Genomic DNA, 26,423 nt, shown 5'->3' with positions numbered 1-26,423 from the left:
CTCTCGTAAGATCTCAGCGGCGCGAGACGACGTGTTTGAAATGGCGCAGCATGCGCTTCTGGAAGGTTTGCTGGGCGCGCGCCGAGCTCCAGTCGATCATGCTGTCGTTCAGGTTATGGTCGCCCAGCTGGCCGGACGGCACGTCGCCGGCCTCGATGCGGGCGATGATGGCCGGCAGGTCGCGGTAATACTGCGGCGAACGGAACGGCGGGTGCAGCGACCACATGCCGGCGCCCTCGCCCAGCAGGTCGACGCGGTGCAGGCCGCGCCGGCGCATCGTGCTCGACAGCAGGTTCTCGGCCTCCAGCGCGATCGGCGGATGGCCGAGCAGCTTGGCCTTGAGGCGCTGGCTGGTGCTCAGCGGCTGCAGGTCGACCGCGCCGACGCGTTCGGCGAAGCGCTGCATGTCCATGAAGAACACGCGGGTGCTGACGTGGTCGAACTCCAGCGCGGTCGAGCTGTGCGGCAGCACGCGGGCGATGCCGCCCAGCTGCAGGCGGTGCTGGGCCGAGGCCTGGCCCGGATGCGGCGGGCCGGCCAGCGGCGCCATCAGCAAGGTGTCCGGATGCTGCTCCATGTAGGCGATGGCTTCCTCGATCCAGCGCTGGCTGCCGCCGCCGAACAGCATGTCGCCGTCGATGTGGAAGATGTAGCGGGCGTCGGCCGCGTACAGGCCGTAGAAATACGAGTAGAACGGGCCGCCGTCCCAGGCCTTGTCGGGCAGCACGCCGCCGCGGAAGTAGCGCGCGGCCACCTGGGCGCGGGCGGCGTCGCTGTAGTCGACTTCCGACACGCTCAGGGTCGGGTGTTCGACGCGCAGCGCCGCCAGCAGCGTACGCATTTCGCCCAGATACTCGTCGTAGCGGTCGCCGCGGTAGCGGCCGGCGCTGCTGCGGCGGATGTCCAGCGTGATCGAGATGGCATCGACCTGGGCGCCCCACATCTTCAGCTGATTGCTCAGGCTGGCGCGCAGGTGCGGCAAGTCTAGCGGGTAGATATTGATCTGAAGCGCGGTCCGGTGTGCAAATTCCATAGGAAAAAGGTGAGCGTTGAAACGTTAAAAAAATCGGTCGCCGGCATCATAACATTTTGATAGCAACCGTTGTGATTATATTACAGCGCGGCAAGCGGGCCGCGTCCGCTTGACTCAGCCCGCGCCATTGGCGGAATTGGCGGCCTGGGTGCGGTCCTTGGCCAGGCTGGCCGGCGCGTATTCCTGGTGCGAATGGCCGCTGGCGCCGGCCAGGATGCCCAGTCCGCGCAGCAGGTGCACCACCGAGCGCATGGCGTAGCGCGGCGAGAACAGGAAGGCCGGCAGCAGCACGATGCCGAGGCCGACGCGGGCGACGCCGATCGCCGCCCAGCGCAGCAGGCCCAGGCGGGTGCCGTCGATGCGCTCGCTGACGGTGAAGGTATTGCCCAGGCGGTACTGGCGCTGCGCCAGCCAGCGCAAGGTCATGCGGCTGCGCGGGATGTCTTCGTAGACCGGCGCGCCGGCCGACCAGACGATGGTCAGGCCCTGGCGCACGGCCTGCTTGAAGTACAGGTAGTCGGTGCCGCCGGTCATGCGCATGCGCTCCTCGAAGCGCAGTCCGCTGCGGCGCACAAAAGCGGTCGAGATCATGACGTTGTTGGAGGCGGCCGCCTTCAGCGGCGCGCGGTCGGGGTAGTTCCAGCTGTCGAACACTTTGCTGCGCACCAGCCATTGCGGCGCATTGTCGGGATAGACCGGGATGACGGCGCCGTGCACGCACTCGGCGCCGGTGGCGCGCTGGGTGGCCAGCAGGTTGGCCAGCCAGTCGTCCGGCGCGAACTCGTCGTCGTCGATAAAGCAGAGGAATTCGCAGTCGGCCGGCACGGCGTCGAGGCCGGCGTTGCGGGCGTAGGGGATGCCCTGGGTCTGCTCGATCTGGTAGTGGACGGCGAAATCGTCGCGCGCCGGGTAGCTGCGCGCGACCGCCTCGCCGGAGCCGGCGGCGTCGTTGTCGATGATGATCGCGGTGAGCTTGAACGGCTCGGCGCCGGCGCGCTGCCGGGCCAGCGAATCAAGCAGCTTTTTCAGTCCGGCGGGACGGCGGTACGTCAACGCGATGACGGCGACATGGCTCAAAGGCTTCTCCTGGTTTTATCTTCAATACAACAGAATATACCATGTCGCAGCGCAGCAAAGCCAGCCAAATCCAGTCGTGCGCGCCGTTATTGTTGGCGGCGCGCACTTTTTTACGGCGTTTTACTTCTTGGTCGAGGTCGTGGTGGTGGTGGCCGCCGCCGCCGGCACCTTCATGCCCAGCGCTTCGACCAGGCGGGTGTCGAGGGTCTGGGTCGGGTAGTCCAGCACCAGGCCGAATACCTTGTCATAGTCCCACACCGCCCAGCCAAAGCCGCTGGCCTCGGCCACGTCCTTGACGTCGGCAACCCAGCGCGCGCGGCTGCCGTCCTCGATCGACGGCAGCCAGCGCACCGCGCCGAACTCGCCAACGATGATGTTCTTGGCCGGCACCTTGTTCTTGGTGGCCCAGGCGGTGACCAGGGCGAAACGCTTGGTGATGTACGCCTTGTCCGGCTTGGTGACCGTGTAGTAGCGCGTCAGGAAGTTGTTGAGGTCGGCTTGCAGCGCGGTGGTCGGCGCCAGCTTCGGCACTTGCGCCGCCTGGTACACGCCCGACGACAGCAGCGTCTTGGCTGCGTTGCCGCTGTTGTATGGATAGCTCAGGCCCGAAGTCAGGTTGATCGGGTTGGCCGACCACGACAGCGACTGGTGGGTGAACTCGTGCGGATCGTAGAAGTGCACGTCATACAGCGTGGCGGCGTCGAAGTAGATCGGCTCCAGTTTGATGATGCCGTCGACCGACGACCAGCACGGGCCAGTCACCACCAGCGGCAGCTTCGGCACGGCGACGCGGATCTTGCTCCAGAAACGGCGCTGGGTGACGCTCCACTCGGGGCCGCCGTCGGTGCGCTTGCACACGCCTTGCGGCTCGTTCATGATTTCCAGCGCGATCTTGTCGTAAGGCATGTCCTTCAGCAGGCGCGCCAGCTGCACCAGGAAGTCGCCGTAGGTGGCGAATTTCGGCAAGGTGGTGTCGGTGATGATGTCGGCCGGCTTCCAGTCGGACTGGTAGGTGGCCGGGTGAACGTCGACCATGACCTTGAGATCGGCCGCGTGCAGGCGTTTGATGAAAGTGGTGAGCTGGGTGAACAGCGCGGTTTTCTGGGTGCCGGTGGCCACGATGAACGGGCCCGGGTCGACCGGCAGGCGGACGAAATCGAAGCCCATGGTGCGTAGTTTGACCAGGTCGGCGTCCTTGACGGTGGTCAGCGACAGCGGGCCGGCGAACGGCGCTACCGGGTAGGTGTTAGTGGCGCCCACGCGCAGGGGAAGCCGAACACGCGCGACAGGTTGATGCCGCGCTTGAATTCCGGCACTACTGCGTCAGTCGGGGTGGTGGTCGTCTGGGCCGACGCGCCAGCGATAAAGCTGGCCGCCAGTAGCAGCAGTGCAGCGAAGCGTTTCATGGTGAACTCCGATCACGCGATATGCGTCTAGGTTGAGCGTTAAAGATACCTAATAGTAATCAAACAACGGCAGTCCACAGCCATGACGCAATTTCCCCACGTTCAACCACACCTTGAAGCCATAGCGCATCGCCACATCGCGCCGGTTCAACAGCATGCCGCCCGCCACCACCAGCGCGCTGACGCCGAGCCGCACCAGTGCCGAGCCGTAAAAGCGCAGCCTGGCAGCGGCCGCCCGCCCTTCCAGCATGATGCCGGCATAGGTCTGGCCGCCGCGGGTGTAGCGGCGGCGCAGGTCCGCCAGCCGCAGCCGCTCGGCCGGCACATGCTCGGACAGGAAGGCGTCGTCCGAGGCCAGCATCAGCGCGCCCAGCGCCGACATGCGTGCAAAGAAATCCGTGTCCTCGCCGCCGCTGCGGCCAAACTGTTCACGGAAATGCAAGCCGTGCTTCCGCACGAAATCATGCCGCACCAGCGCGTTGCAGGTGGAACCCGTCGTCACCGCCGCCCCGCGCGCGCCCGGCCGCTTGATGAACGGCCCGGCGCGTCGCATCCATTCAGGTGTGTTCGCAGGAAAAATCGCGTCGACCGGACCGAACACGGCATCCGCGCCGCGCTCCTCCGCCAGCCGGACCAGGTTTGCCAACCAGTCCGGCGCAGCCAGTTCGTCGTCGTCAATAAAAGCCAGGTAATCGCCGCGCGCTGCCTCCAGGCAACGGTTGCGGGCCAGCGCCACGTTACGGCCGCCGGCGGTCACGACCTGTATCGAAAGTGACCACTTTTCACCTGCAATCAACTGAACGACGGCATCCTTGCCGCTGTCGTCAGCAATGATTATATCGAGGTTTACGGTGGAAAGATCATTTTGTTGCAGAGAGCGCAGTGTCTGCAACAGCGACTCTCGACCGATACTGGCTATACAAATGGTTACAGAGCGCATGCCGATTTTCCTTGTAAAACGCTAGTCTTTCCAGTCCTCGAAGGTGAACCGGTACTTGCCGTTGGCCTTGTCCTCGGCCACCGAACGGATGGGTTTGGCCGGGAAGCCGGCCACGATGTGGTTGTCGCAGGCGATGCGCGACGAGATCACCGAGCCGAGGCCGACGATATTGTCGTCGCCGAGGCCGCTACCCGGGGCAAAGCGTACCGCCGAGCCGATGTAGTTGCGTTGACCAATGACAATATCGCGCTCCATGACGCTCAGGCCGTGGGTCCAGAACTGGCTGCCGTGGCCGGCGATCCAGCTGCCGTCGCCGATCGACACCAGGCCGTAAATGTCGAAGAAATGCTCGTCGAGCACCAGCGAATTCTTGCCCAGCACCAGCTTCGGCGTGTAGTTCCACGACTTGAAGCGCTCCTGCATCACGTGCCAGGCGCAGGTGAAGCGGTTGAGGCGGCCGATGCGGGCGCCGGCGCCGATGTCGACCTCGATCGGGCCCCAGAACAGGTTCAGCGGGCCGGTGCGGGCGCCCTCGCCCATGGCGAAGCTGCGCACGCGGATCACGGTCAGCCAGCCGACGCGGGCGCTGCTGGCGATCTGGTACGAGAACACGCTGCGGTACAGCGCGCGGCGCAATCCGGCGGCCGGCATCAGCGCAATCAAAACGGCAATGATGAACTTAAACAAACTAGACTCCCGGTTAAAAAAATGATGCCCAAATACAACAAATCACAGCTTGCGGCGGCGCCGCGCCACCAGCCACCAGGAAACGCCGGCGACGCCGGCCATCACCACGATGCGGCCGACGGCAGCGGCGTCAGCGCCGCCCCAGCCGGCGCACAACCAGCTCGCCGCCATCAGCAACGGCACCGCCAGCACCATCAGCAGCACGCGGGTGCGCTGCAGGCCGATGGCGCGCAGGATGTCGGCGCTCACGCCCATCAGCGCGAACAGCATCGGGTACAGCGCCATCCAGCGGATGACGCTGACGGCCGGCGCGTACTTCGGTCCCAGCAGCCACGGAATCAGCCCCGAGCAGATCAGCAACAGCAGCGACACCACGGCCGAGAAGCCGGCTGCGTACGGCAGCACGCTCATGCCGAACTCGACGCCCTTCTGGCTGCCACCGGCGGCGTGGCGGAAGTAGCGCGTATAAGTGGCGTACAACAGGCCGCGCACCGGCGTGCTGGCGGCGTCGACAATGCGGAACGCGACCGCGTAGTAGCCGCCGATTTCCGGTCCCAGCACGCTGACGATGATCGGCTTGTCGGCGTCGCGCAGCGCCGCCTGCGCGGCGAACTCGCTGCAGAACAGCATGCCGACGCGGAACTCGCTCCACATGATGCACAGCTTGGGCCAGGCGATCAGCCTGACCACCATGGCCAGCGCGAACAGCGCGCTGACGGCGGCGCTGCCGCAGTACCACCAGCCCCACTCCTCGGCGCTGAGGTGGCTGTGCAGCAGCACCGCCAGCACGGCCGCCAGCAGCTTGACCAGCGTGGCGACGATGTTGATCACCAGCTGCGGCCGCGCGCTTTCGATCGCCGCGAAGCAGGCCTTGCACAGGAACAGCAGCTTGGTGAACAGCAGGTCGGCCACCATGATGGCGGCGATGGTGGTGGCCGACACGCTGTGGGTGTCGGTCATCAGCACCGAAATGCCGTAGCAGAGCGCCAGCAGCAGCGGGAAGCTGAGGCCGATGCTGACCAGGCCGCTGCCGAAATTGGCGGCAAACGACCCGCGGTCGGCGGCAACGTTCTTGATGACGATCTGATCACAGCCCCAGCCGACAAAGGTGGAGCCGATGATGGAAATGGCGCTCAGGCCGGCGAAAATGCCGAAGTTGGCCGGCCCGAGCGCGCGCGACAGCAGCAGCAGGTACGCGGCCTGGACCAGGATCTGCAAGCTGAAGTCGACGGTATAAACAAAGCTGTTGCGGGCGATGGTGGATTGTTTGAACTTCTGCAACAGCGGGCCCAGCGCCAGCTTAGCCATGTACCACGCCCCGCCCCGCCATGCCGGCGACGTCGCCGGCGGTACTGGCCCCGGCCGCCGCCGGGCGCCGCAGGCGCAGCGTGCTGGCGGCGCCGGTGCAGACCAGGAAGGTCATCCACAGCGGCACATAGCCGCGCATCAGGCTCGATTCCATGGTGTTGTTGAGCAGCACGAACATCAGGCTGGACACCAGCAGGAAGGCCAGCTTGCCGTCCACCCAAGTCAGGCGGAACAGCGCCCACACCAGCGTCAGGACCAGCGTCACCAGCAGGATCAGGCCGACGCGGCCGTTTTCCAGCAGGATGTCGAGGTAGCCGTTGTGCGCCTGCAGCAGGCCGCCGATGAAGCCCTCATTGAGCGCCTTGGTGGCGCTGCCAACGCCCCAGAACGAGCCGTAGCCGTGACCGAACCACGGCGCGCGGCCGATGTAGTAGTCGGCGAACGCCCAGATGCGGGTGCGGCCGGTGAAGGTGGTGTCATGGAACAGGAAATTGGAGACGTCGGCCAGCGTGATCGGAATGATCAGCACGGCGAACACCAGGCCGACCAGCACGAACGCCGCGCCCAGGCCGACGCCGATGCGCGCCAGCGCCAGCTTCAGGCGCGAGGTGGCGACAATGAACAGCGCGCCCAGCGGCATCAGCGCCATCAGCGCCATCGAGGTTTTCGACTTGCTCAGCACGCACAGGCCGGCCGCCGCCAGCAGCAGGAAGGCGTAGGCGACGCGCTGGCGCGTGCGCTGGTCGCACAGGAAGCCGTAGATGAAGAAGTAGAAACTGATCACCGCCACCTGTCCCATGGCGTTTTTCTGGCCATAGAAGCCGCGGTAGCCGAAGGCCGGCACGCCGGCCAGCGGCATCACCAGCACGCTGAGCACGACGGCGGCCGCCAGCACCCAGGTGACGCGCAGCAGCATTTTCTGCACGTCGTTGACGATCAGGAACGGCACCAGCACTACCGCCACCACCAGCACCTGTTGCACCGAGCGGCGCAGCGAGATGCCGGGCACGGCGCTCCAGCCGAAGCTGGCCACGGCCAGCAGCAGGTAGCCGGCCAGCAGCAGCATCGGCCAACCGACCGCGCGCGGCGAACGGTCCTCGCGCGTGACCCAGGCGTACAGGGTGACCAGGCCGAGCATGATCCACATCAGTTTGTTGCCGGTGGAACCGTCGGCGGTGGTCATATTGATGGCGGTGCCGGCGCCGGCGGCGGCGCCGCGCAGGCTGCTGATCGGCGCCAGGATGAAGGCATAGGCGAACGCCGCCGGCACGATCCAGCCGGCCCAGTCGAAGCGCTTGGCGGCGGCGCGCGGCTTGACAGCCGGCAGCAGACGGCGGCCGGTGGTGTTCACGGTGGAAACACTCATTGCGCCGCCTCCGCGAACGCGGTGGTCGACATGCGCTGGCGGTCGGCTGGCTTCATCGAGGCCAGCATGTCACGTGCGAAGTGCTGCTCCAGCGCGTAGCCGGCCGCCTGGTCGTCGCTCAGCGACGACACCCGGACCAGGAAGCCGTCCGGAATCAGGCCGCGCAGGCCGTATTGCAGTTGCACCAGCTTTTGCTGGAAATGGCTGGTAATCATGGTGTTGCCTATTGAAATCCAATACGTGATGGGTTCTTCGCGCCGGCCCTGCGTGGCCATCAGGCGCTTGACCGGCCACTGGCCGTAGCCGCTGTCGAGCATGGCGGTGTGCTTGCCGAACACCTGGAAGCCTTGCGCCACGTAGCACACCTCGGGCCGGTGCAACTGGGTCGAGTCGCTCTGGTCGCCGCCATAGGCGATCGACAGCATGACGCGCTGGCCGTGGCTGTTGACATAGGTGCGCGACAGCGTCTGGTTGTAGATCGCGTCCAGCTTGGCCTGCACTTCCGGGCTGACCACCAGCGGCGCGATGGTCGAGGTCGATGCGCCAGTCGCCGAAGCGGGCCGGGATCATTTGTTCGAGGTCGACCTTGGCGCCGAGGTCGGCCACCTTCTGCGTCGGGCGCAGCGCGTAGGTCGCGCCCGAGGCGGCCACCATCAGCGCCAGCGCCACCAGGTTTTTTTCCAGCTGCTGCTGTTCATGGTTGCGGCTCCTTTGCCAGGGTCGGGACGCGCGCGGCCGGTTCGCCGCCGCCACCGAAGCGCAGCTTCAGCAGGCTGTCGAGGCCGATGATCAGCGCCAGCGCGCTGAGGAACAGCACCATGCCGGAGAAGCCGTGCAGGAAACCCTGGCCGGCGGCGTCGCCGAAGTAATAAGTAATCAGCGTCAAGGTCATCACGCGGATGACGTTGGCGGTAAAGCTGATCGGGATGATCAGCAGCGACAGCACGACGTTGCGCACCAGCGACTGGTGACGCACCAGGTTCATGTACAGCAGCCCCAGCGCCTCCAGCGTGAACAGCGTGTGCAGGCCGGCGCAGGCCTCGGCCACCAGCAACTGGTACTGGCCGATCTGCAGGATCACGCCCGAGCGCGCCACCGGATAGCCAACCGTGTACAGGATCTGCTCGGCCACGGTGGACACCAGCAGCTGGATCGGCTGCGTCAGCGCGTCAACGATCGGGCTCGGCAGCGGCACCATGAACATCATGAAGAAGAAGCCGAACCAGCCCTCCTTGAAGGCGCCGCCGCCGCGGTGCAGCAGCAGCAGGCCGACCAGCACCCACAGCAGCGAGCCGATTTCCAGCAGCAGCAATTCCTGCGAGCGGCCCAGCATGTACGACAGCAGGCCGATGGCCAGCATGCCCCAGCCCAGCACCGGCGCCGGGCGCGACGGCGCGGCCATCATGGCCGGCCACTTGCGGTAAATCAGCCACAGCGACAGCGCCAGCACCAGCGGGCCGTGCGCCTGGGCGTCGGTGGCCCAGATGCCGCTGAACAGGTCGACAAAACTGGGCACATACAGCACGCACAGGCCCAGCAGCATCGGTACCCACGGCCGCCAGCGCGCCAGCGCCTGCGGCGTCAGCGCGGCGCGTAAATTCGTTTCCAGCATGATCAACCTACCCTAAAAAGTCCCGGCCGGCGGCGCCCGCGGCGGCGCCGGCCCTCGCGCTTAAAAGTCGTGCAGTACCGAGCCGACCACTTCGATGCCGGCGCGTTGCAGCTGCTCGCTGAACGCGGCGACCTCGTCGAGCGACGTCTTGTTCTTGCGCGCCACCAGCAGCACGCCGCCCAGGCGGGCGCCGATGGCGATCGCGTCGGCGCCGGCGCGGAACGGCGCCACGTCGTACAGCACCACGTCGTAGCGCTGCTCGAGCTGCTCGTTGAGCTGGCCGAAGTTGGCGCGGCTCAGCAATTCCTGCGGGTTCGGCGGCAAGGTGCCGGCGCCCAGCACCGACAGCGAGACGAAGGAATCGATCTTGCCGACCGCGTCCAGGCCGGCGCGGCCGCCCAGCACGTCGGACAGGCCCTGGCGCTGCTTGAGGCCGAAGATGTCCTGCTGCTGCGGCTGGCGCAGATTGCCGTCCACCAGCAGCGTCTGCTCGCCGAGCTGCGAGAACACCACGGCCAGGTTGGCGGCAAACACGCTGGCGCCGTCGTCGGCGTCGACGCTGACGATGGCCAGCGCCTTGCGCTCACGGGCGAACCAGCGCAGCATCAGCTGGCTGCGCACGGCGCGCAGCGTTTCCACCTGCGGGCCGAACGGCTGGTAGGCCGCCAGCAGCGTCGGCGCGAAATCGCCGGCGCCCGGCTGCACGTACGAGTAGTCGAACTGGCGCGCCAGCACTTGCTGGATGTCGGCCTCGGTGATCAGGCCCAGGCGTTGCGCCGCCTCGCCGAAGCGGATGTTCTGCTCTTTCTGCATGCGCAGCACGCGCTCGGCGTTTTCCGGCGTGATCTTGCCCGAGTCCAGCAGCAGCTGGCCGATGCTGGCGCCGCCGCGCTTCGGCTTGACCGCGGCCTGGACCGGTTCTTGGAGTAAGGGTTGGTTCATGGTGTTTCCTGTATTTTTATGGGTTGAGCGACAGCTGGCCGGCGACCGGCTTGGCCTTGCCGAAACGACGGCGCGGTTTCGGCGGATTCCAGTCGATCACGCCCAGCACCGGCACCTGCAGCACGTCGGCCAGGTCGCGCTCGGAGCGCACGCGGCGGTTCAGCAGCTCGGTCAGCACGGCCAGGCCCAGGCCCAGCACGCTACCGAGGATGATCGCGGCCAGCGTGTTCAGCACCACGCGCGGACCGGCCGGCTTGGTCGGCGGCGTCGCCGGGTTCAGCAGCGCGATGTCGGCCTGGTCGGCCTGGCCCTCGACCTTGGTCTGGGCAAAGCGCTGCGCCACCGCGTCATACGCGTGCTGGGCGCTCTCGACGTCCTTCATCAGCACGCCCATCTCGTCGCGGGTGCGGTTCAGCTCCAGCACCTTGACCTTTTGCGCGCTCATCGCGGCGCGGATCGCCGCTTCGCGCTGCTGCAGGATCTGGGCGTTGTTGCCGACGCTGTTCGAGGTCGAGCGCAGCTGCGTCTGCAGGTCGGCGCGCAGCTTCTCCAGCTCGGCCTTGGAGCTCTGGTACAGCGGGTGGTTCTTGTCCAGGCGCGCCGAGACGTCGGCGAACTTGGCTTCGGCGGCCGCCAGCGAGATGCGCAGGTTCTGGATCAGCGGGCTGGCCACCACGTCCGGCGACTCGCCCAGCGTGCCGTCGCGCGCCATGCGTTCGCGCGAGCTGGCCTCGGTCGAGGCGCCCTGCGCCATCACCAGCTGGGTCGACAGGTCGTTCAGGCGGTTCGATTCGACGTCGAGACGGTTGTCGACGCTGACGATGCCGTGTTCCTGCTGGTATTTCGACAGCCGCGCCTGCGCCGCTTCGAGCTGGTCGCGCAGCAGCTTGGTCTGGTTGTTGAAGTATTCGGCGGCTTTCTGCGCCGGTTCGACGCGCAGCTGCACCGACACCTTCTGGTATTCATCGGCGAAGGCGTTGGCGACGGCGGCGGCAAATTGCGGGTCGCTGCCCATGAAGCTGACCTCGACCACGCTGCTTTCGCGGCCCGGCTCGACTTCCAGCTTTTTCAGCAACAGGCTGGCCAGCCAGTCGCGCACGGTGCCCTGGCCGCCGGTGTCGTCGTTGAACTGCTCAATGACGGCCGGGTTCTGCGCCAGTTTCAGCGAGTCGACCACGCGCAGCGCGACGTTCTTGCTGCCGATGATGTCGACCTGGGTGGCCAGGTAGCCGGTCATCAGCTGGCCCGGCATCATCATGCCGGTCACCGGGTCCAGGCCCTTGTAGTTGAGCAGCACCGAGGCGGTGGCGCGGTAGGTCTTCGGCAGCAGCAGGCTGATGGCCAGCACCAGCGCCACCACCACGCCCAGCGTGACCCAGATGATGCGCTGGCGGGCCCGCAGGATGGTGAAAAATTGCGAGAAATTCATGGCTTAACTTTCAGTCGGATCGGATGGGAGGGGCAAGCGGTCAGAACCAGCTTTCCTTGACGTAGACGACGTCTTCCGGCAGCACCAGGTCGTCCGGCTGGACGTCCAGCACCACCTGCTTGCCGTCGGCGCCGCGGCGCTTGACGCGCAGGCCGCGCTCGGTGCCGCGGGTGGTCAGGCCGCCGCCGGCGGCCAGCGCCTGCAGCACCGTCATCTGCGATTCCAGGCGCACCGGGCCGGGACGCTGGACTTCGCCGTAGATGTAGAAGCGCGGCGCGCGCTCGACGTACAGCACGTCGTTGCTGGCCAGCTCGAAGTCACGGTTGAGGTCGCCGTCGCGCACCATCTTGACCACGTCGATCACTTCCTTGGTGGTGACGCCGTTGCGCTTGCGGATCAGGCTGACGGTATCGCCGCCGTCCGGGGCGATGCCGCCGGCCAGCGCCAGCAGGTCGAGCATGCTGCGCTTGCCGTCGACCGGGTAGCGGCCCGGACGGTTGACCTGGCCCAGCACCGACACCATCTGGCTGCTCAGCACGGTCACCAGCAGGTTGACCTGGGCGTTCTTGATGTAGCCGCCGCTTTCAAGCAGCTTGGCGATGCGCTGCTCCGCCGCCGTGCTCGACAGGCCGGCCACCGGCACCGCGCCGATCAGCGGGAAGGTCAGCGTGCCGGCCTCGGTGATGCGGGCCTCGGTGGTCAGGTCGGGGTTGTTGTAGACGGTGGCCTTGACCACGTCGCCCGGTCCCAGCAGGACTTCGGCGGCGCCGGCGGCGCCAGAGGCCAGCAGCGCGGCCAGCATCCAAAAGATAAAGCGTTTCATCATAAATCGATCTCTGGTGGTGTTAATCAATAATCAATCAAAATTAGCGGCGAGCATATCACTTCAGGCCCGCCACCCCGCGCTCGGTTGCCTTGCTGGCGTCGTCGGCCGGCTTGGCCGCCGCCGGGGCGGCCGGCGCGGCGTAGTCCTTGTTCGGGAACTCGATCTTGGCGGCGCCGCGCAGACGGGCGATCTCGGCGGTAACGGTCTCCTTGTTGCGCTGGGCCACCAGGAACTGCTCGATCTGCGGCGTCGCCTGCTCCAGCGTCAGCGGCACGTCCTTGACCTCCTCGATGGTCGCCAGCACCGAGCGCTCGCCCTCGCGCACGATGAACAGCTGGCCCGGCTTCATGGCCAGCAGGCGCTTGCCCAGCTCGGCCGGCAGGTCGGTCGCGGTCGGCGCGCTCTGGTTGTTGGCGTAGCGCACGTTATGCTCTTTCAGCCAGGCCGCCACCTCGTCCAGCGACTTGGCGCTGTCGATCAGCTTGCGCAGCTCGTCGCTGATGTCGGCGCTGGCCAGCACCAGCTGGCGCAGCTTGAACTGCTTGCGCTGGCTAAAATACTCGGGGTGTTCCTGGAAGTAGGTGTTGACCTCGGCGCGGGTCGGCCGCGCCGGGCCGCCGACGCGCTTCTGCACATACGCCTGGGCGATGATCTGCGCCTTGGCGCGGGCGATCTGCTGCAGCACCTTCGGATCGCGGTCGACCTTGTCCTTCTCGGCGGCGGCCAGCAGCAGCTGGCGCTCGACCAGCGAGTCCAGCAGGCGCTTGCTGGCGGCCTGCTGCTGGGCGGCCGGCACATTGGCCAGCGCCAGCTCCTCGTTGAGCTGGGAGGTGGTGATCTCGACGCCGTCGACGATCGCCAGCGTCTGGCTGGCCGGCTTGTCCTTGCCGCCGCAGGCGGCCAGCGCCAGTGCAGCCGCCAGCGCCAGCAGGACGGTTTGAGCGCGCGCGACGCGGCGCGGACGGCGGTACGGTGCATGAGCATATTTTCCTTAATAATCATATTGTTCAAGATGGGGCGGGCGGCATCACGGCAGTATGCAAGCCGCACCGTTGATTGTCAATAAACTAAACAGTGCAAACAAAATGACAACGCGCGTTGCGCTGGCGCCACATTCTCAATGGGCGTTTTCGCGCTTGAGCACCACCAGCACGGTGCGCGCGATGATCCACAAATCGAGCCACAGCGACCAGTTGCGCAGGTATTCGAGGTCGTAGTGCACGCGCGCCTCCATCTTCTCCAGCGTCTCGGTCTCGCCGCGCAGGCCGTGCACCTGGGCCCAGCCGGTAATGCCCGGCTTGACCTTGTGGCGCAACATATAGCCCTTGATCAGCTTGCGGTACTGCTCGTTGTGGGCGACCGCGTGCGGCCGCGGCCCGACCACGCTCATGCGGCCCTGCAGCACATTGAAGAACTGCGGCAGCTCGTCGAGCGAGCTGCGGCGCAGGAAGCCGCCGACGCGCGTGACGCGCTGGTCGTTCTTGGTGGCCTGCACCACCTTGTCGCCGTTCTCGGTCACCGTCATCGAGCGGAACTTGTAGACATAGATCTCTTCACCGTTGAGGCCGTAACGGCGCTGCTTGAAGATGATCGGGCCCGGCGAGCTCAGCTTGACGGCCAGCGCCACCGGGATCATCACCGGCAGCAGGCAGATCACCGCCAGCGCGCCCAGCACCAGGTCGCTGGCGCGCTTGATCAGCGCGTTGATGCCGGTGAACGGCGACTCGCAGATGCCGATCACCGGCATGCCGCCGACCGAGTCGAAGCGCGCCTGCACCAGGTCGAACACATAGATATCGGGCAGGAAGTAGACCGAGGCCGTGGTGTCCTGCAGCTCTTCGAGCAGCTTGAGGATGCGCGGCTGCGCCGAGATCGGCTGGCTGATGAACACCATGTTGACGCTGTGCTCGCGCACATAGGCAGCGATGTCGCCCATGCCGCCCAGCATCGGGTGGCGCATGTCGGCCGGCCAGCGGTCCTCGGCGCGGTCGTCGAAGTAGCCGCGCACCGTCATCATCAGCTTCGGCTGCTGCTCGACGGTGCGGGCGAAACGCAGGCTCAGGTTGTTGGCGCCGATCAGCACCACCGAGCGCGCGCCCGTGGCGTGCTCGTGCGTGCCGTTCAGGCTGCCGGCCGCCACGTGCGCGCCCAGCAGCATGAACGGCGTGACGCCGACCCACACCCAGAACAGGCGGCGGTCGTAGTTGCCGTCGAAGCCGGTGCACACGCCCAGCACCACCAGGATCGCCACCGTCAGCGCCCAGCCGAGGAAGACGTTGCGCACATAGCCGACGGTGTTGCCGGCGCGCCAGTTACGGTAAGGGTCGATGTACTCGAAGGCCGAGGTCGAAATAAAGAAGGCCATCACCATCAGCACCAGCAGGTAGCCGGTGAACGGCGTGCCCAGGAACAGCGCGCTCAGATACAGCGCCGCCATGATCACCAGCGGGTCGAGCACGCGCTGGAAAAACGAGATCAGGGGGATGTCGGTAATCGTCATATTCTTATTAGAACTGCACGCTGGCGTTGAAGGAGGCGCCGTTGGCCTTGAAGGTGGTGACGGCCGGGTTGTTGGTGCCGGTGCGCTGCTCGCGGAAGGCGTTCAGGCTCAGCACCACGCGCTGCTGCGGCGCGTAGCTCAGGCCGACCTGCGCGGTGCGGGTGTTGTCGTCGAGCGCGATGCCGGCCAGCGTGGTGTTGGCGGTGTCGAAGTCGCGCTTTTCGTCGCGCAGCAGCACGTTGGCGCTGACCTTGGCGGTGGCGTTCCACACGGTCTTCAGGCTGACGCCCTTGTTCAGGCTGCTGCGGATGGTGGTACCCTCGTAGGCCGAGAACTCGCGCCAGGCGCTGCCCACCACGTTCAGCTTGCCGGTCGGGGTCCAGGTCATGATCATGCGGCCGTTGGTGCCGCTGTCGCTGCGGTTCTGCTGCGGGTGGTCGCGGCGCTCCCAGCCGCCGAGGAACTGCAGCCGCGTGTGGCCGCTCATGATCCAGTAGACGTTGGCCTTGATCTCATCCTGCACATAGCGGTTGTCGAACGTGAAGCCGCCGATGGTCAGCACATTGTCGTAAGTGCCCTTCAGGCGGCGCGCCACCAGGCCGAAGCGGCTGCCGGTGGCCGGCAGGTAGTCGAAGCCGACCTCGGCCGCGTCCTCGGTGCGGGTGTTGAAGCGCTGGATGAACAGGTCGTAGTCGAATTTTTCACGCGAGACGGCGCCGCGCACCTGCCAGCTCGGGTGGAACTGCCAGGCGCCGTCCCAGTAGGCCTTGCGCTGGGTGCGCAGGTTGCGCTCGTCGCTGTGGAAGTCCGAGTACGGCGCCAGCGTTTCGTTGTAGCTGACGCCGACGTTGCCGGACAGATGGCTGAGTATATGCCAGTTGGCGGCCAGCAGAATGTCCTTGCTGTTGTAGTCGAGCTGGGTGAACTTGTCGAACTTGACGCGGCTGAACAGCGCGCGCCCGGTGATCAGCTGCTGGCCGATCGGGCGTTCGAGGAAAAAGCCGCCGGTGACGGTCTTGTAAGTGTCGCTGCGTTCGCCATCGCTGGTCTCGCCGTCGCGCAGGCGCAGCAGGTTGTCGTCGTGGGCGATCGACACTTGCGCGAAGGGCTTGATGGTGTCGCTGATGTCGGCGTGGGCGAGTTGGCTGAGCAACATGCCGCTGGCGCAAGCGACACCGATTGCAAGTTGTTGCCGCGTGGGCAGATGGTTTCGGCTAGACATTGTATCTCTTGAAGTTGAGGCAAGCATTATTGCAGAAATATTACCAGTAAGTCCATTGTGCAGTGCAAATAATCCACACGCCCAGCAAGCCATTTGTGACCGCGTGCGCCAGTACAGCGGTGCGTAGCGAGCCGGTGCGGCAGTACAGCAATGTGTATGCGATCCCGGCAATAATGCCGGCGAACCACAAGTTGTGTTCAAAACCGAATAGTATCACCGTGACAACAAGAAAACGTAATTTTATGGCAATCGGGCGCAGCTCCAGAAAATTCGCCGATTGCAGCCAGCGCGCCAGGAACGAGCGCCAGAACAACTCCTCCATGACCGGTACCACCAGCGCTGCGCCGGCCAAGCGTATCATTGCCAATGGCCAATTGACCACACCGTTGTCGCGCGGATCGTAGCCGGCCGACTGCCCGATCACCATCCAGCCGGCGTCCAGATTCACCCAGAGTACCAGCACCAGCACGCCCACCGCTACCGACAGCAAGCCTTGCCCCAGGTTCATGGGCGTTGCCAGCTCTACATAAGCGTGGCGATAATGCCACAACATCGCGGCGACCACCGCAATCTTGACAGGATAGACATAACGCAGCTGCGCCTCGTCGAGTCCGCTGCGCTGCAACAAATCAGCCAGCACAATAAATAGCATGTAGGCCAGGAAAGGCAGCACGCGCGGGCGCGCCGAGGCGTCGAACATGTCAGCCCCCCGCCTTGGCGTCCAGCGCTTCCCACTGCTCCAGCGCCACCAGCAGTTGCGCCTCGATTTCCTCGATGCGGCCGTGCACGCGGCGCGCCTCGGCCGCGTTCTTCTTATAGAAGTCCGGGTCGGACAGCTGCAGGTTCAGCGCGCTCTGCTCGTCCTCCAGCGCGGCGATGCGCTTGGGCAGCTCCTCCAGTTCGCGCTGCTCCTTGAAGCTGAGCTTTTTCGGCTTGGCGGCCGGCGCCGCCGGCGCCGCCTCGGCCTTGACGGCGGCCGGCCTGGCGGCGGCCTTGGCGCTGCTTGCCACGGTGTCGCGCACGCGCTCCCAGTCGCTGTAGCCGCCGACGAACTCGCGCCAATGCCCCTCGCCCTCGGCCACGATGACCTGGGTCACCACGTTGTCGAGGAAGGTGCGGTCGTGGCTGACCAGGAACACGGTGCCGTCGTACTCTTCCAGCAGCTCTTCCAGCAGTTCCAGCGTTTCGATGTCGAGGTCGTTGGTCGGCTCGTCCAGCACCAGGGCAGTTGGCCGGCTTGGCGAACAGGCGCGCCAGCAGCAGGCGGTTGCGCTCGCCGCCGGACAGCGACTTGACCGGCGACCGGGCGCGCTCGGGCGCGAACAGGAAATCGTTCAGGTAGCTCATCGCGTGCTTGCGCTGGCCGTTGATCTCGACCCAGTCGCTGCCTGGCGCGATGGTGTCGAGCAGGCTGGCCTCCTCGTTGAGCTGGGTGCGCATCTGGTCGAAGTACGCCACCTGCAGCTTGGTGCCCAGCTTGGCCACGCCGCTGTCGGGCGTCAGCTCGCCGAGGATCATTTTCAACAGCGTGGTCTTGCCGGCGCCGTTGGCGCCGATCAGGCCGACCTTGTCGCCGCGCAGAATGGTGCCGGTGAAATTCTTGACGATGGCGCGTTCGCCGTAAAACTTGCTGATGCCTTCGAGCTCGGCGACGATCTTGCCTGAGCGCTCGCCCGACGACACCTCCAGCTTGACCTGGCCCTGCTGCTCGCGGCGCGCGGCCCGTTGCAGGCGCAGCGCCTCGAGCCGGCGCACGCGGCCCTCGTCGCGCACGCGGCGCGCCTTGACGCCCTTGCGTATCCACACTTCTTCCTGCGCCAGCACCTTGTCGAACTTGGCGTTTTCGACTTCCTCGTTCTCCAGCAGTTCCGCCTTGCGCGTCTGGTAGGTGGTGAAGTTGCCGGGGAAGGACAGCAGCCGGCCACGGTCCAGCTCGATGATGCGGGTGGCGACGTTGTCGAGGAAGGAGCGGTCGTGGGTAATGAACAGCACGCTGCCCTTGAAGTCGCGCAGCAAGCCCTCCAGCCACATGATGGAGGTGAAGTCCAGGTGGTTGGTCGGCTCGTCGAGCAGCAGCACATCGGGCGCCGACACCAGCGCGCGCGCCAGCGCCACGCGCTTTTGCATGCCGCCCGACAGCTCGCGCATCAGCAGGCTGCCCGGCAGGTTCAGCTTGTCGAGCACGGTCTCGACCTTGTTCGACAGGTTCCAGGCGTCGGCCGCGTCCAGCTGCACCTGGATGTCGTGCATGCGCGCCATGACGGCGTCGTCGTCGCCCTGGCCGAACTGGCCGGTCAGCGCCTCGTACTCCTTCAGCAGCGCCGGGAACTCGCCCAGGCCGGAGGCCACCGCGTCGTGCACCGTCATGGCCGGGTCGAACACCGGCTCCTGCTCGACGTAGACGATGTGCAGGTTCTGCTGCATCACCAGCAGGCCGTCATCGAGCTTGAAGCGACCGGAAATAATTTTCAGCAGCGAGGACTTGCCGGTGCCGTTGCGGCCGATCAGGCCGACGCGTTCGCCGAGTTCAAGAGAGAACTCCGCGTGATCGAGGAGCGCGACGTGGCCGAACGCCAGCTGCGCGGAAGAAAGAGAGATGACTGCCATAGGAAACTCGGTGTGAGCATGTCAAAAAAACATGCCTAGTGAATAAAAACAAAGCAGCCATTGTACTGGCTTGCCCTGCCCTTGGGCGCGAAAAAGCGCGTGCGCGGAGCGGTCTGGACCGTGCGCACGATTGAACGTGCAGCAGCGCCCTGAATTGTTTTTAAATTAGAATAATAATCGGTGCTTTTTTATTATTGTTTCCGATAAACTAATTTTCCCGCACATCATCACATGAGTTTTCCGCACTCCCCTGCTTCCCACCTCTCTTACCGCCCCGATATCGACGGCCTGCGGGCACTGGCCGTGCTGCCGGTGGTGCTCTTCCATATGGGCGTGCCCGGCTTTGGCGGCGGCTTCATCGGTGTCGACGTGTTTTTCGTCATTTCCGGCTACCTGATCACCAGCATCATCGTGCGCGACCTGCAACACAACCGCTTCTCCATCGGCGAGTTCTATCGCCGCCGGGTGCTGCGCATTTTCCCGGCGCTGTTCACCATGCTGGCGGTGGTGTCGGTCGGCGCGGCCTTCGTGCTGCTGCCGGGCGAACTGGTGCGCTACGGCAAGGCGCTGGCGGCCACCGCCGGTTTCAGCTCCAACTTCGTGTTCTACCTGGAGAGCGGCTACTTCGAGCGCGCCAGCGACACCAAGCTGCTGCTGCACACCTGGTCGCTGGCAGTGGAAGAGCAGTTCTACCTGTTCTGGCCGCTGATCCTGGCCGGCCTGCACGCCCGCGCGCTCAGCTCGGTGCGCTGGATTTCGCTGATCATCACGGCAGCCTCGTTCGCCTTTGCCGTCTGGCTGCTCAAAAGCGATCCGAGCGCGGCGTTCTTCCTGATCCCGACACGCGCCTGGGAACTGATGGTCGGCGCGCTGATCGCCGTCATGCCGGTGCTGCCGGCCGGCCACCGCTGGCTGCGCGAAGCGCTGGCCGGCGGCGGCATCATCGCCATCCTGATCGGCGTGAAAACCTATAACGCCGGCTTCGGCTTCCCCGGCCCGGCGGCGCTGCTGCCCTGCCTGGCGGCGGCGGCCATCATCGTCGCTGGCAGCAGCGAAGGCGGCGGCAATGCGCTGGGCAGCCGCCTGCTGGCCTGGCGTCCCGTCGTGTTCGTCGGCAAAATCTCGTTCTCGCTGTATCTGTGGCACTGGCCCGTGATCGTGTTCGCGCAAATCGGCCTGCTGCGCGAGCAGAACTGGAGCATGCGCGCCATCGAACTGGCGGCTTCGTTCGCGCTGGCCTACCTGTCGTGGCGCTATGTGGAAACGCCGATCCGCAACGGCGGCGTGCGCTGGCCGACGCGCCGCATCATCTGCGGCGCCGCGCTGGCGATGTCGGCGGCGGCAGCGGTCGGCATCGCCGCCATCGTCGAGCACGGCATGCAGGACCGCTACACCAAGCATGAACTGACGCTGGCCAGCTATGAAGACTACAACGGCGACCAGCGCTATCGCGGCGGCAGCTGCTTTGTCATCGGTGAGCAGCGCTACGACGACGCGCGCTGCCTGGCGCGCAACGGCGAACGGCCATCGGTGCTGCTGCTGGGCGACAGCCACGCGGCCCACTTGTGGCCGGGCCTGAACGCGCTCGGCGACGACCTCAACATCCTGCAAGCCACCCACACCGGCTGCCGGCCGCTGTTGACCAGCGGTCAGGGCGGCAGCGCCTGCCAACGCTTCACGCGCAACATGCTCAGCACTTGGCTGCCGCAGCATCCGGTCGACACAGTGCTGCTGGCCGGCCGCTGGGAACGCGCCGACCTGGCGCGCTTGCCGGACACTATCGCCGCCGCGCGCCAGTACGCCAAGCACGTCATCGTGGTCGGCCCGATTCCGCAATACGCCGCCGCGCTGCCACGCTTCCTGGTTCGCCAAGAACAGACGCATGACGACACGTTGACGCAGCGTGGCTTAGTCAACGGCCCGCTGGAACTGGACCCGCAGATGCGCAAAGTGGCCATCAACGCCGGCGCCACTTACGTTTCGCTGTTCGAATCGCTGTGCCAGCAGCGCCGCTGCGTCACCATGGCCGGTCCGGACGAGCCGCTGCAATTCGACTACGGCCATCTGACCGCAGGCGGCTCGAAACTGGTCACCGGCCTGCTGATGCCAAGCATTCGTGGCGCAGCGCCGGCGGCCGCAGTCGGGCAGCAGGCTAAGGCTAATTAAAAACTACTGTAGGGACGCGGTCATCGGCTATAATGCGAGCGCAGTTTTTCGACTGCCCGCGTCCTCCCCGTAGCACAATGGATAGTGCACATGCCTCCTAAGCGTGGGATACTGGTTCGATTCCAGTCGGGGGGACCATTTACGGCGCCACCGCCGTCACCTCGATTTCCACCCGCGCGCGGTCTTCCACCAGCGCCGCTACCTGCACCGCCGTCATGGCCGGATAATGGGCGCCGATGACTTCCCGGTAGGCGGCGCCGACTTCCTTGTAGGCCGCCACGTATTCGTTCTTGTCCACCACGTACCACGTCATGCGCACGATGTGCTCGGGCCGCGCGTTGGCTTCGGCCAGCACGGCGACGATGTTGAGCAGCGCCTGGCGCACCTGGCCGGCGAAATCGTCGGTGTGGAACACGCCTTCGCCGTCCCAGCCGATCATGCCGCTGACGAATACCATGCGGCCGCAGGCCGCGATGCCGTTCGAGTAGCCGCGCGGACGCGCCAGCCTGGCGGTTGCAGTATCTCCATCTCAGATCTCCTTCAGCAGCTCGCGCGCGATGATCAGTTGCTGCACCTCGGTCGCGCCTTCGTAGATGCGCAGCGCGCGGATTTCGCGGTACAGGCTTTCCACTATCTGTCCGCTGACCACACCGAGGCCGCCGAACATTTGCAGCGCGGCGTCGATGACCTGCTGCGCGGTTTCGGTGGCGTGCAGCTTGGCCATCGCAGCTTCTTTGGTGACCTTGCCGCCCCGGTCGCGCTGCCACGCGGCGCGGTAGGTGAGCAGCGCCGAGGTGTCGATGCCGGTCGCCATCTCGGCCAGCCTGGCCTGCGTCAGCTGGAAGTCGGCCAGCACCTGGCCGAACATCTGCCGCTGCGTGGCGCGCGCCAGCGCTTCGTCCAGCGCGCGGCGCGCGAAGCCCAGCGCGGCGGCTGCCACCGAGGTGCGGAACACGTCGAGCGTCGCCATCGCCACCTTGAAGCCCTGCCCCGCCTCACCCAGCCGCCTGGCCGCAGGAACGCGGCAATCGTTGAACCGCAAGCGCGCCAGCGGGTGCGGCGCGATGACGTTGATGCGCTCCGCTATGCTCAGCCCCGCCGCATCGGCATCGACGATGAAAGCGCTGATGCCGCGCGCGCCCGGCTGCTCGCCTGTACGTGCGAACACCACGTAGAAGTCGGCGATGCCGCCGTTGGAGATCCAGGTTTTTTCGCCATTGAGAACGTAGTCGTCGCCGTCACGCACCGCCGCGCACTGCATGGCGGCGACGTCGGAACCGGCCTGCGGCTCCGACAGCGCAAACGCCGCTATCGCTTCGCCACGCGCCACGCGCGGCAGGTACGCGGCGCGATTGGCCTCGCTGCCAAACAGGCTGATGGCGCCGGAACCGAGGCCCTGCATGGCGAAGGCGAAATCGGCCAGGCCGTTATGCCGCGCCAGCGTTTCGCGGATCAGGCAAATGGCGCGGGTGTCGATGCTGTCGCCCGCGCCGCCGTAAGCCGTGCCACCGATGGCGTGACGCAGCCAGCCGCCCTCGCCCAGCTGGCGCACCAGATGGCGGCAGGCCGCGTCCACGTCGTCCGCATGCGCGCCGGCCACGTGCTGCGCGGCCCACGCGTCCAGCGCCCGTTCCAGCGCGGCGTGATGCGGCGCGAAGAAAGGCCATTCAAGATAAAGCTTGTCGCTCATTAGTCGCCTTCAAATTGCGGTTTTTGCTTGGCCACGAAGGCATGGTAGGCGCGATGAAAATCGTTGGTCGCCATGCAGATCGCCTGTGCCTGCGCTTCGGCTTCGATGGCTTCGTCCACGCCCATGTTCCATTCCTGTTGCAGCATTTTCTTGGTCATGCCGTGGGCGAAGGTCGGGCCGTCGGCCAGGCCTCGCGCGAAGGCGCGCGCGGCGTCGAACAACGCTTCCGGCTCCTGCACGCTGTTGAAGAAGCCCCAGCACTCCGCCTCTGCGCCGGACATCGAACGCCCGGTGTACAACAGTTCCGCCGCCCGCCCCTGCCCGATCACGCGCGGCAGCAGCGAGCACGCGCCCATGTCGGCGCCGGCCAGGCCCACGCGCGTGAACAGGAAGGCGGTTTTGCTGCGCGCCGTGCCAAGCCGGATGTCCGATGCCAGCGCGAGGATGGCGCCGGCCCCGGCGCAGATGCCATCCACCGCCGCGATGATCGGCTGCGGACAGTGGCGCATGGCTTTCACCAGGTCGCCCGTCATGCGCGTGAAGGCCAGCATGCCGGGCATATCGAGCTTGGTCAGCGGGCCGATGATGTCGTGCACATCGCCGCCCGAACAGAAGTTGTCGCCTGCGCCGGTCAGCACCACAGCCTTGACGTCATCGGCATAGGCCAGTGCGCGGAACAGGTCGCGCAGCTCGGCGTAGGAGTCAAACGTCAGCGGATTTTTACGTTCGGGGCGGTTCAGCGTCAGCGTCGCCACGCCGTCGCTGACCTCAAACAGAAAGTGGCTGGCCTGGTAACCGGCCAGCGATGCGCGGTTGCCGGGCAGTTGCTGCGATTCGCCGGGAAGGTATTTCATGGCTCGGTCCTCAGCTTGTGCTTCATCTCGGACAGCAGTTCGATCAGCCGCGCCTTGTCGGCACCAGACACGTCCTGCAGCAGTTCGGCGATCCAGCCTTCGTGCACTTCGGCCATGGTGGCAAAGGCCTTGCGGCCGGCCGCAGTGAGCTTGACGCTGTAGGCGCGGCCATCTTTCGGGTCGGGCACGCGCACCACCAGCTTTTCCTGTTCCAGCTGGTCGGTAATGCCGGTGATGTTACCGCCGGTGACCATCATGCGCTTGGACAGTTCGCCCATGCGCAGCCCTTGCGGATAACGTTCCAGTTGCGCCATCAGGTCGAAGCGCGGCAGCGTGATGCCGAAGGTGGCGCGCAGGCGGCTGCGGATTTCGTTTTCGATCTTGACGGTGCACGACAACATGCGCAGCCACAGTTTGAGCGACTGGTGATGGTCTTGAGTTAATCGGCTGGCCAGGTCCAGCTGTTCTTCATCTTCCATGATTTCTTTCCAATTGATGTTTGCCGGCCAGGTATTGTTTTGGCCATGCCACTGATTTGTAGCCGATGCGCGCCGCTTCCGTCAGCGTCCAAGCCGGATTGGCCAGGTGCGGGCGGCCGACGGCGCACAGGTCGGCGCGGCCGGCGGCGATGATGCTGTTGGCGTGATCGGCTTCGTAGATCGATCCGACGGCGATGGCGCCGATGCCGGCTTCGTTGCGGATGCGGTCCGCAAACGGCGTCTGGAACATGCGGCCATACACCGGCTTTTCCTTTTTGCTGACTTGGCCCGATGAGCAGTCGATCATGTCGGCGCCGGCGGCCTTGAACAGACGCGCGATGCGTACCGCGTCGTCAGGCGTGATGCCGCCTTCGGTCCAGTCGTGCGCGGAGATGCGCACGCTCATCGGCTTGTGCGCTGGCCAGGCGGCCCGCACTGCCGCGAATACGCGCAGCGGATAGCGGCAGCGGTTTTCCAGCGTGCCGCCATAGTCGTCGTCGCGCTGGTTGGTCAGCGGCGAGATGAACGATGAGAGCAGGTAGCCGTGCGCGCAATGCAGCTCCAGCCAGTCGAAGCCGGCGTCGTCGGCGGCCAGGGTGGCGCGCACGAAGTCGGCCTGCACGCGGTCCATGTCCGCCGCCGTCATCGCGTGCGCGGTTTGCGATACGCCGGGCAGGTATTGCTGCACGGAGGCCGATATCAGCGGCCAGTTGTCCTTGTCCAGCGGCTGGTCGATGCCGTCCCACATGGCGCGCGTGGAGCCTTTGGCGCCGGCGTGGCCGAGCTGGACGCCAATGGCGGCGTCGCTGTGCTGGTGCACGAAGTCGACGATGCGCTGCCACGCCTCCGTATGCTCGGGCGTGTACAGGCCGGGGCAGTATGGTGTGATGCGCGCATCGGCGGAGACGCAGGTCATTTCGGCCATCACCAGCGCCGCGCCACCCAATGCACGCGCGCCGAGGTGTGCGAGGTGGTAGTCGCCGACGACACCATCAACGGCGCTGTATTGCGCCATCGGCGAGACCACGATGCGATTCTTCAGCGTGAGGCCGCGCACCTTGTACGGCGTGAACATCGGCGGCGAGACGGCGACGGCCGCTGGCGTCGATGCCTGTTCTGCGGCGCGCCGGGCGAACCAGCATTCGTAGTCGCCGACGTAGTTCGCGTCGCGCAGGCGCAGGTTTTCGTGCGACAGGCGCTGGCTGCGCGTCAGCATCGAGTAGGCGAACTGCGGCGCCTCCAGGGCGCTATAGCGCTCGACGTTCTCGAACCACTCCATCGAGTTGCGCGCGGCGTTTTGCAGCTTGAGCACTTCCACCGCGCGCGCGGCCTCGTAGGCGGCCAGCGCCGCCCGCAAGTCCGGCTGCGTGCCCAGGCAGCGCGCCAGCTCTATCGCATCTTCAAGCGCCAGCTTGGTGCCGGAGCCGATCGAGTAATGCGCGGTATGCGCGGCGTCGCCCATCAGCACCACCGGCGCCGCGCCGTTCCAGTGCACCCAGTGGCCACAGACAATGCGCGGGAATTTGATCCACATCGCCGAGCCGCGCAGGTGCGCCGCGTTGGACATCAGCTTGTGACCGTCCAGCTGCTGGGCAAACAGGCGTTCGCAGAATGCGATCGACTCCTCCTGGCTCATGGCCTCCAGGCCCGCCGCGCGCCACACAGGCTCCGGGGTTTCGACGATGAAGGTCGAGGTGTCGGCATCGTACTGATAGATATGCGCCTGGAACCAGCCGAACTCCGTTTGCTTGAAGGCGAAGGTGAAGGCGTCAAACTTCTTACGGGTGCCCAGCCACACAAAGCGGCAATGACGCTGCTCGATCTGCGGCTGGTAGCTGTCCGCGTAACGCGTGCGTATGCGGCTGTTGAGGCCATCCGAGGCGATGATCAGGTCCGCATCGTACTGCTGTTCGTCGGTAACCTCAGTTTTGAACACCAGCGTCACGCCAAGTTCCTCGCAACGGTGCTGAAGGATGTTGAGCAGGTGCTTGCGGCCGATGCCGCAGAAGCCATGGCCGCCCGAAGTGAGCTTCTGCCCCTTGAAGAAGACGTCGATGTCGTCCCAGTGATTGAACGACGCTTCGATGGCCTGCGCCGTCGGCGCGTCCGCTTCCATCAGGTTGCCCAGCGTCTGGTCGGAAAACACCACGCCCCAGCCGAAGGTGTCGTAGGGGCGATTGCGCTCCACCACGGTGATTTCGTGGGCCGGGTTCTGCTTCTTCATCAGCAGCGCGAAGTACAGGCCCGCCGGGCCGCCGCCTATGCAAAGTATCTTCATG

The 26,423-nt window shown here is 65.8% G+C and carries 22 protein-coding genes, 1 tRNA gene and 2 pseudogenes; 2 read left to right on the top strand and 23 right to left on the bottom strand.

Going from position 1 to position 26,423, the window contains the following annotated elements; genetic code table 11:
• Window positions 1–13: 13 nt before the first annotated feature.
• The 18 genes and pseudogenes from ACRQ5J_RS09050 to ACRQ5J_RS08965 all read right to left on the bottom strand — a co-directional run bounded on the left by ACRQ5J_RS09050 (window position 14) and on the right by ACRQ5J_RS08965 (window position 18,955).
• Window positions 14–1,033 (bottom strand): capsular biosynthesis protein, encoded by a 1,020-nt coding sequence (locus ACRQ5J_RS09050; RefSeq protein ID WP_432382743.1) that lies wholly within the window; start codon window positions 1,031–1,033, stop codon window positions 14–16.
• 114 nt (window positions 1,034–1,147) lie between these two features.
• Window positions 1,148–2,110, bottom strand: a complete 963-nt coding sequence (locus ACRQ5J_RS09045) for a glycosyltransferase (protein ID WP_432382741.1) — start codon at window positions 2,108–2,110, stop codon at window positions 1,148–1,150.
• A 120-nt stretch (window positions 2,111–2,230) separates the two neighbouring features.
• Window positions 2,231–3,370 carry a glycoside hydrolase family 5 protein gene (locus ACRQ5J_RS09040; RefSeq protein WP_432382739.1) on the bottom strand — a complete coding sequence of 380 codons (1,140 nt, stop codon included), beginning with the start codon at window positions 3,368–3,370 and terminating at the stop codon, window positions 2,231–2,233.
• Entirely contained in the window at window positions 3,343–3,516 is a 174-nt protein-coding gene (locus ACRQ5J_RS09035) for a hypothetical protein (protein WP_432382737.1), read from the bottom strand. The genes ACRQ5J_RS09040 and ACRQ5J_RS09035 overlap by 28 nt, the downstream gene beginning before the upstream one ends.
• A 49-nt stretch (window positions 3,517–3,565) precedes the next feature.
• A complete protein-coding gene (locus ACRQ5J_RS09030; RefSeq protein WP_432382735.1) occupies window positions 3,566–4,456 on the bottom strand; it encodes a glycosyltransferase family 2 protein in 891 nt (296 codons plus the stop codon).
• 21 nt (window positions 4,457–4,477) lie between these two features.
• Entirely contained in the window at window positions 4,478–5,143 is a 666-nt protein-coding gene (locus tag ACRQ5J_RS09025) for an acyltransferase (protein ID WP_432382733.1), read from the bottom strand.
• Window positions 5,144–5,185: 42 nt separating this feature from the next.
• On the bottom strand, window positions 5,186–6,451 hold the full coding sequence (locus ACRQ5J_RS09020; protein WP_432382731.1) for a lipopolysaccharide biosynthesis protein: 1,266 nt from the start codon (window positions 6,449–6,451) through the stop codon (window positions 5,186–5,188).
• The gene (locus tag ACRQ5J_RS09015; protein WP_432382729.1) at window positions 6,444–7,817 is read right to left on the bottom strand and encodes an O-antigen ligase family protein; all 1,374 of its coding nucleotides are present in this window, start codon (window positions 7,815–7,817) and stop codon (window positions 6,444–6,446) included. Before ACRQ5J_RS09015 ends, ACRQ5J_RS09020 begins: the two co-directional genes overlap by 8 nt.
• Window positions 7,814–8,332, bottom strand: coding sequence for an exosortase-associated protein EpsI, B-type (epsI, locus tag ACRQ5J_RS09010; RefSeq protein ID WP_432382727.1), 519 nt, complete (start codon window positions 8,330–8,332; stop codon window positions 7,814–7,816). Before epsI ends, ACRQ5J_RS09015 begins: the two co-directional genes overlap by 4 nt.
• Window positions 8,333–8,511: 179 nt before the next feature.
• Complete coding sequence (gene xrtB, locus ACRQ5J_RS09005; protein ID WP_432382725.1) at window positions 8,512–9,429, bottom strand: exosortase B; 918 nt, start codon at window positions 9,427–9,429, stop codon at window positions 8,512–8,514.
• Window positions 9,430–9,489: 60 nt separating this feature from the next.
• Window positions 9,490–10,371, bottom strand: a complete 882-nt coding sequence (epsG, locus tag ACRQ5J_RS09000) for a chain length determinant protein tyrosine kinase EpsG (RefSeq protein ID WP_432382723.1) — start codon at window positions 10,369–10,371, stop codon at window positions 9,490–9,492.
• A gap of 16 nt (window positions 10,372–10,387) precedes the next feature.
• Window positions 10,388–11,800: a chain length determinant protein EpsF gene (gene epsF, locus ACRQ5J_RS08995; RefSeq protein ID WP_432382721.1), complete on the bottom strand. Its 1,413-nt coding sequence runs from the start codon at window positions 11,798–11,800 to the stop codon at window positions 10,388–10,390.
• Window positions 11,801–11,840: 40 nt separating this feature from the next.
• Window positions 11,841–12,623 carry a polysaccharide export protein EpsE gene (gene epsE, locus ACRQ5J_RS08990; RefSeq protein WP_432382719.1) on the bottom strand — a complete coding sequence of 261 codons (783 nt, stop codon included), beginning with the start codon at window positions 12,621–12,623 and terminating at the stop codon, window positions 11,841–11,843.
• A 58-nt stretch (window positions 12,624–12,681) separates the two neighbouring features.
• Window positions 12,682–13,548, bottom strand: a complete 867-nt coding sequence (locus ACRQ5J_RS08985) for an EpsD family peptidyl-prolyl cis-trans isomerase (RefSeq protein WP_432383613.1) — start codon at window positions 13,546–13,548, stop codon at window positions 12,682–12,684.
• A 195-nt stretch (window positions 13,549–13,743) separates the two neighbouring features.
• Window positions 13,744–15,126 carry an undecaprenyl-phosphate glucose phosphotransferase gene (locus ACRQ5J_RS08980; RefSeq protein WP_432382717.1) on the bottom strand — a complete coding sequence of 461 codons (1,383 nt, stop codon included), beginning with the start codon at window positions 15,124–15,126 and terminating at the stop codon, window positions 13,744–13,746.
• 7 nt (window positions 15,127–15,133) lie between these two features.
• Complete coding sequence (epsL, locus tag ACRQ5J_RS08975) at window positions 15,134–16,348, bottom strand: XrtB/PEP-CTERM-associated polysaccharide biosynthesis outer membrane protein EpsL (protein ID WP_432382715.1); 1,215 nt, start codon at window positions 16,346–16,348, stop codon at window positions 15,134–15,136.
• A 40-nt stretch (window positions 16,349–16,388) separates the two neighbouring features.
• Complete coding sequence (locus tag ACRQ5J_RS08970) at window positions 16,389–17,048, bottom strand: CAAX prenyl protease-related protein (RefSeq protein WP_432382713.1); 660 nt, start codon at window positions 17,046–17,048, stop codon at window positions 16,389–16,391.
• Window position 17,049: 1 nt separating this feature from the next.
• Window positions 17,050–18,955: pseudogene (locus tag ACRQ5J_RS08965) on the bottom strand (ATP-binding cassette domain-containing protein).
• Window positions 18,956–19,186: 231 nt separating this feature from the next.
• On the opposite strand from ACRQ5J_RS08965, the gene ACRQ5J_RS08960 reads away from it, so the two are divergent.
• Both ACRQ5J_RS08960 and ACRQ5J_RS08955 read left to right on the top strand, forming a co-directional pair.
• Window positions 19,187–21,121, top strand: a complete 1,935-nt coding sequence (locus tag ACRQ5J_RS08960; protein WP_432382711.1) for an acyltransferase family protein — start codon at window positions 19,187–19,189, stop codon at window positions 21,119–21,121.
• 63 nt (window positions 21,122–21,184) lie between these two features.
• Window positions 21,185–21,259, top strand: a tRNA-Arg gene (locus tag ACRQ5J_RS08955).
• A gap of 1 nt (window position 21,260) precedes the next feature.
• Here ACRQ5J_RS08955 and ACRQ5J_RS08950 read toward each other — a convergent pair.
• The 5 genes and pseudogenes from ACRQ5J_RS08950 to ACRQ5J_RS08930 all read right to left on the bottom strand — a co-directional run bounded on the left by ACRQ5J_RS08950 (window position 21,261) and on the right by ACRQ5J_RS08930 (window position 26,422).
• Window positions 21,261–21,649: pseudogene (locus ACRQ5J_RS08950) on the bottom strand (RidA family protein).
• A gap of 1 nt (window position 21,650) precedes the next feature.
• Entirely contained in the window at window positions 21,651–22,811 is a 1,161-nt protein-coding gene (locus ACRQ5J_RS08945) for an acyl-CoA dehydrogenase family protein (protein ID WP_432382709.1), read from the bottom strand.
• On the bottom strand, window positions 22,811–23,665 hold the full coding sequence (locus ACRQ5J_RS08940) for an enoyl-CoA hydratase family protein (RefSeq protein WP_432382707.1): 855 nt from the start codon (window positions 23,663–23,665) through the stop codon (window positions 22,811–22,813). Before ACRQ5J_RS08940 ends, ACRQ5J_RS08945 begins: the two co-directional genes overlap by 1 nt.
• A complete protein-coding gene (locus ACRQ5J_RS08935) occupies window positions 23,662–24,144 on the bottom strand; it encodes a MarR family winged helix-turn-helix transcriptional regulator (protein ID WP_432382705.1) in 483 nt (160 codons plus the stop codon). Before ACRQ5J_RS08935 ends, ACRQ5J_RS08940 begins: the two co-directional genes overlap by 4 nt.
• Window positions 24,134–26,422, bottom strand: coding sequence for a bifunctional salicylyl-CoA 5-hydroxylase/oxidoreductase (locus tag ACRQ5J_RS08930; RefSeq protein ID WP_432382703.1), 2,289 nt, complete (start codon window positions 26,420–26,422; stop codon window positions 24,134–24,136). Before ACRQ5J_RS08930 ends, ACRQ5J_RS08935 begins: the two co-directional genes overlap by 11 nt.
• Between the last annotated feature and the right edge of the window lies 1 nt (window position 26,423).

Origin of the sequence: Duganella sp. P38 (assembly GCF_050859475.1) — a bacterium.
GTDB lineage: Bacteria > Pseudomonadota > Gammaproteobacteria > Burkholderiales > Burkholderiaceae_D > Rugamonas.
This window is presented reverse-complemented; position numbering and strand designations above follow the sequence as displayed.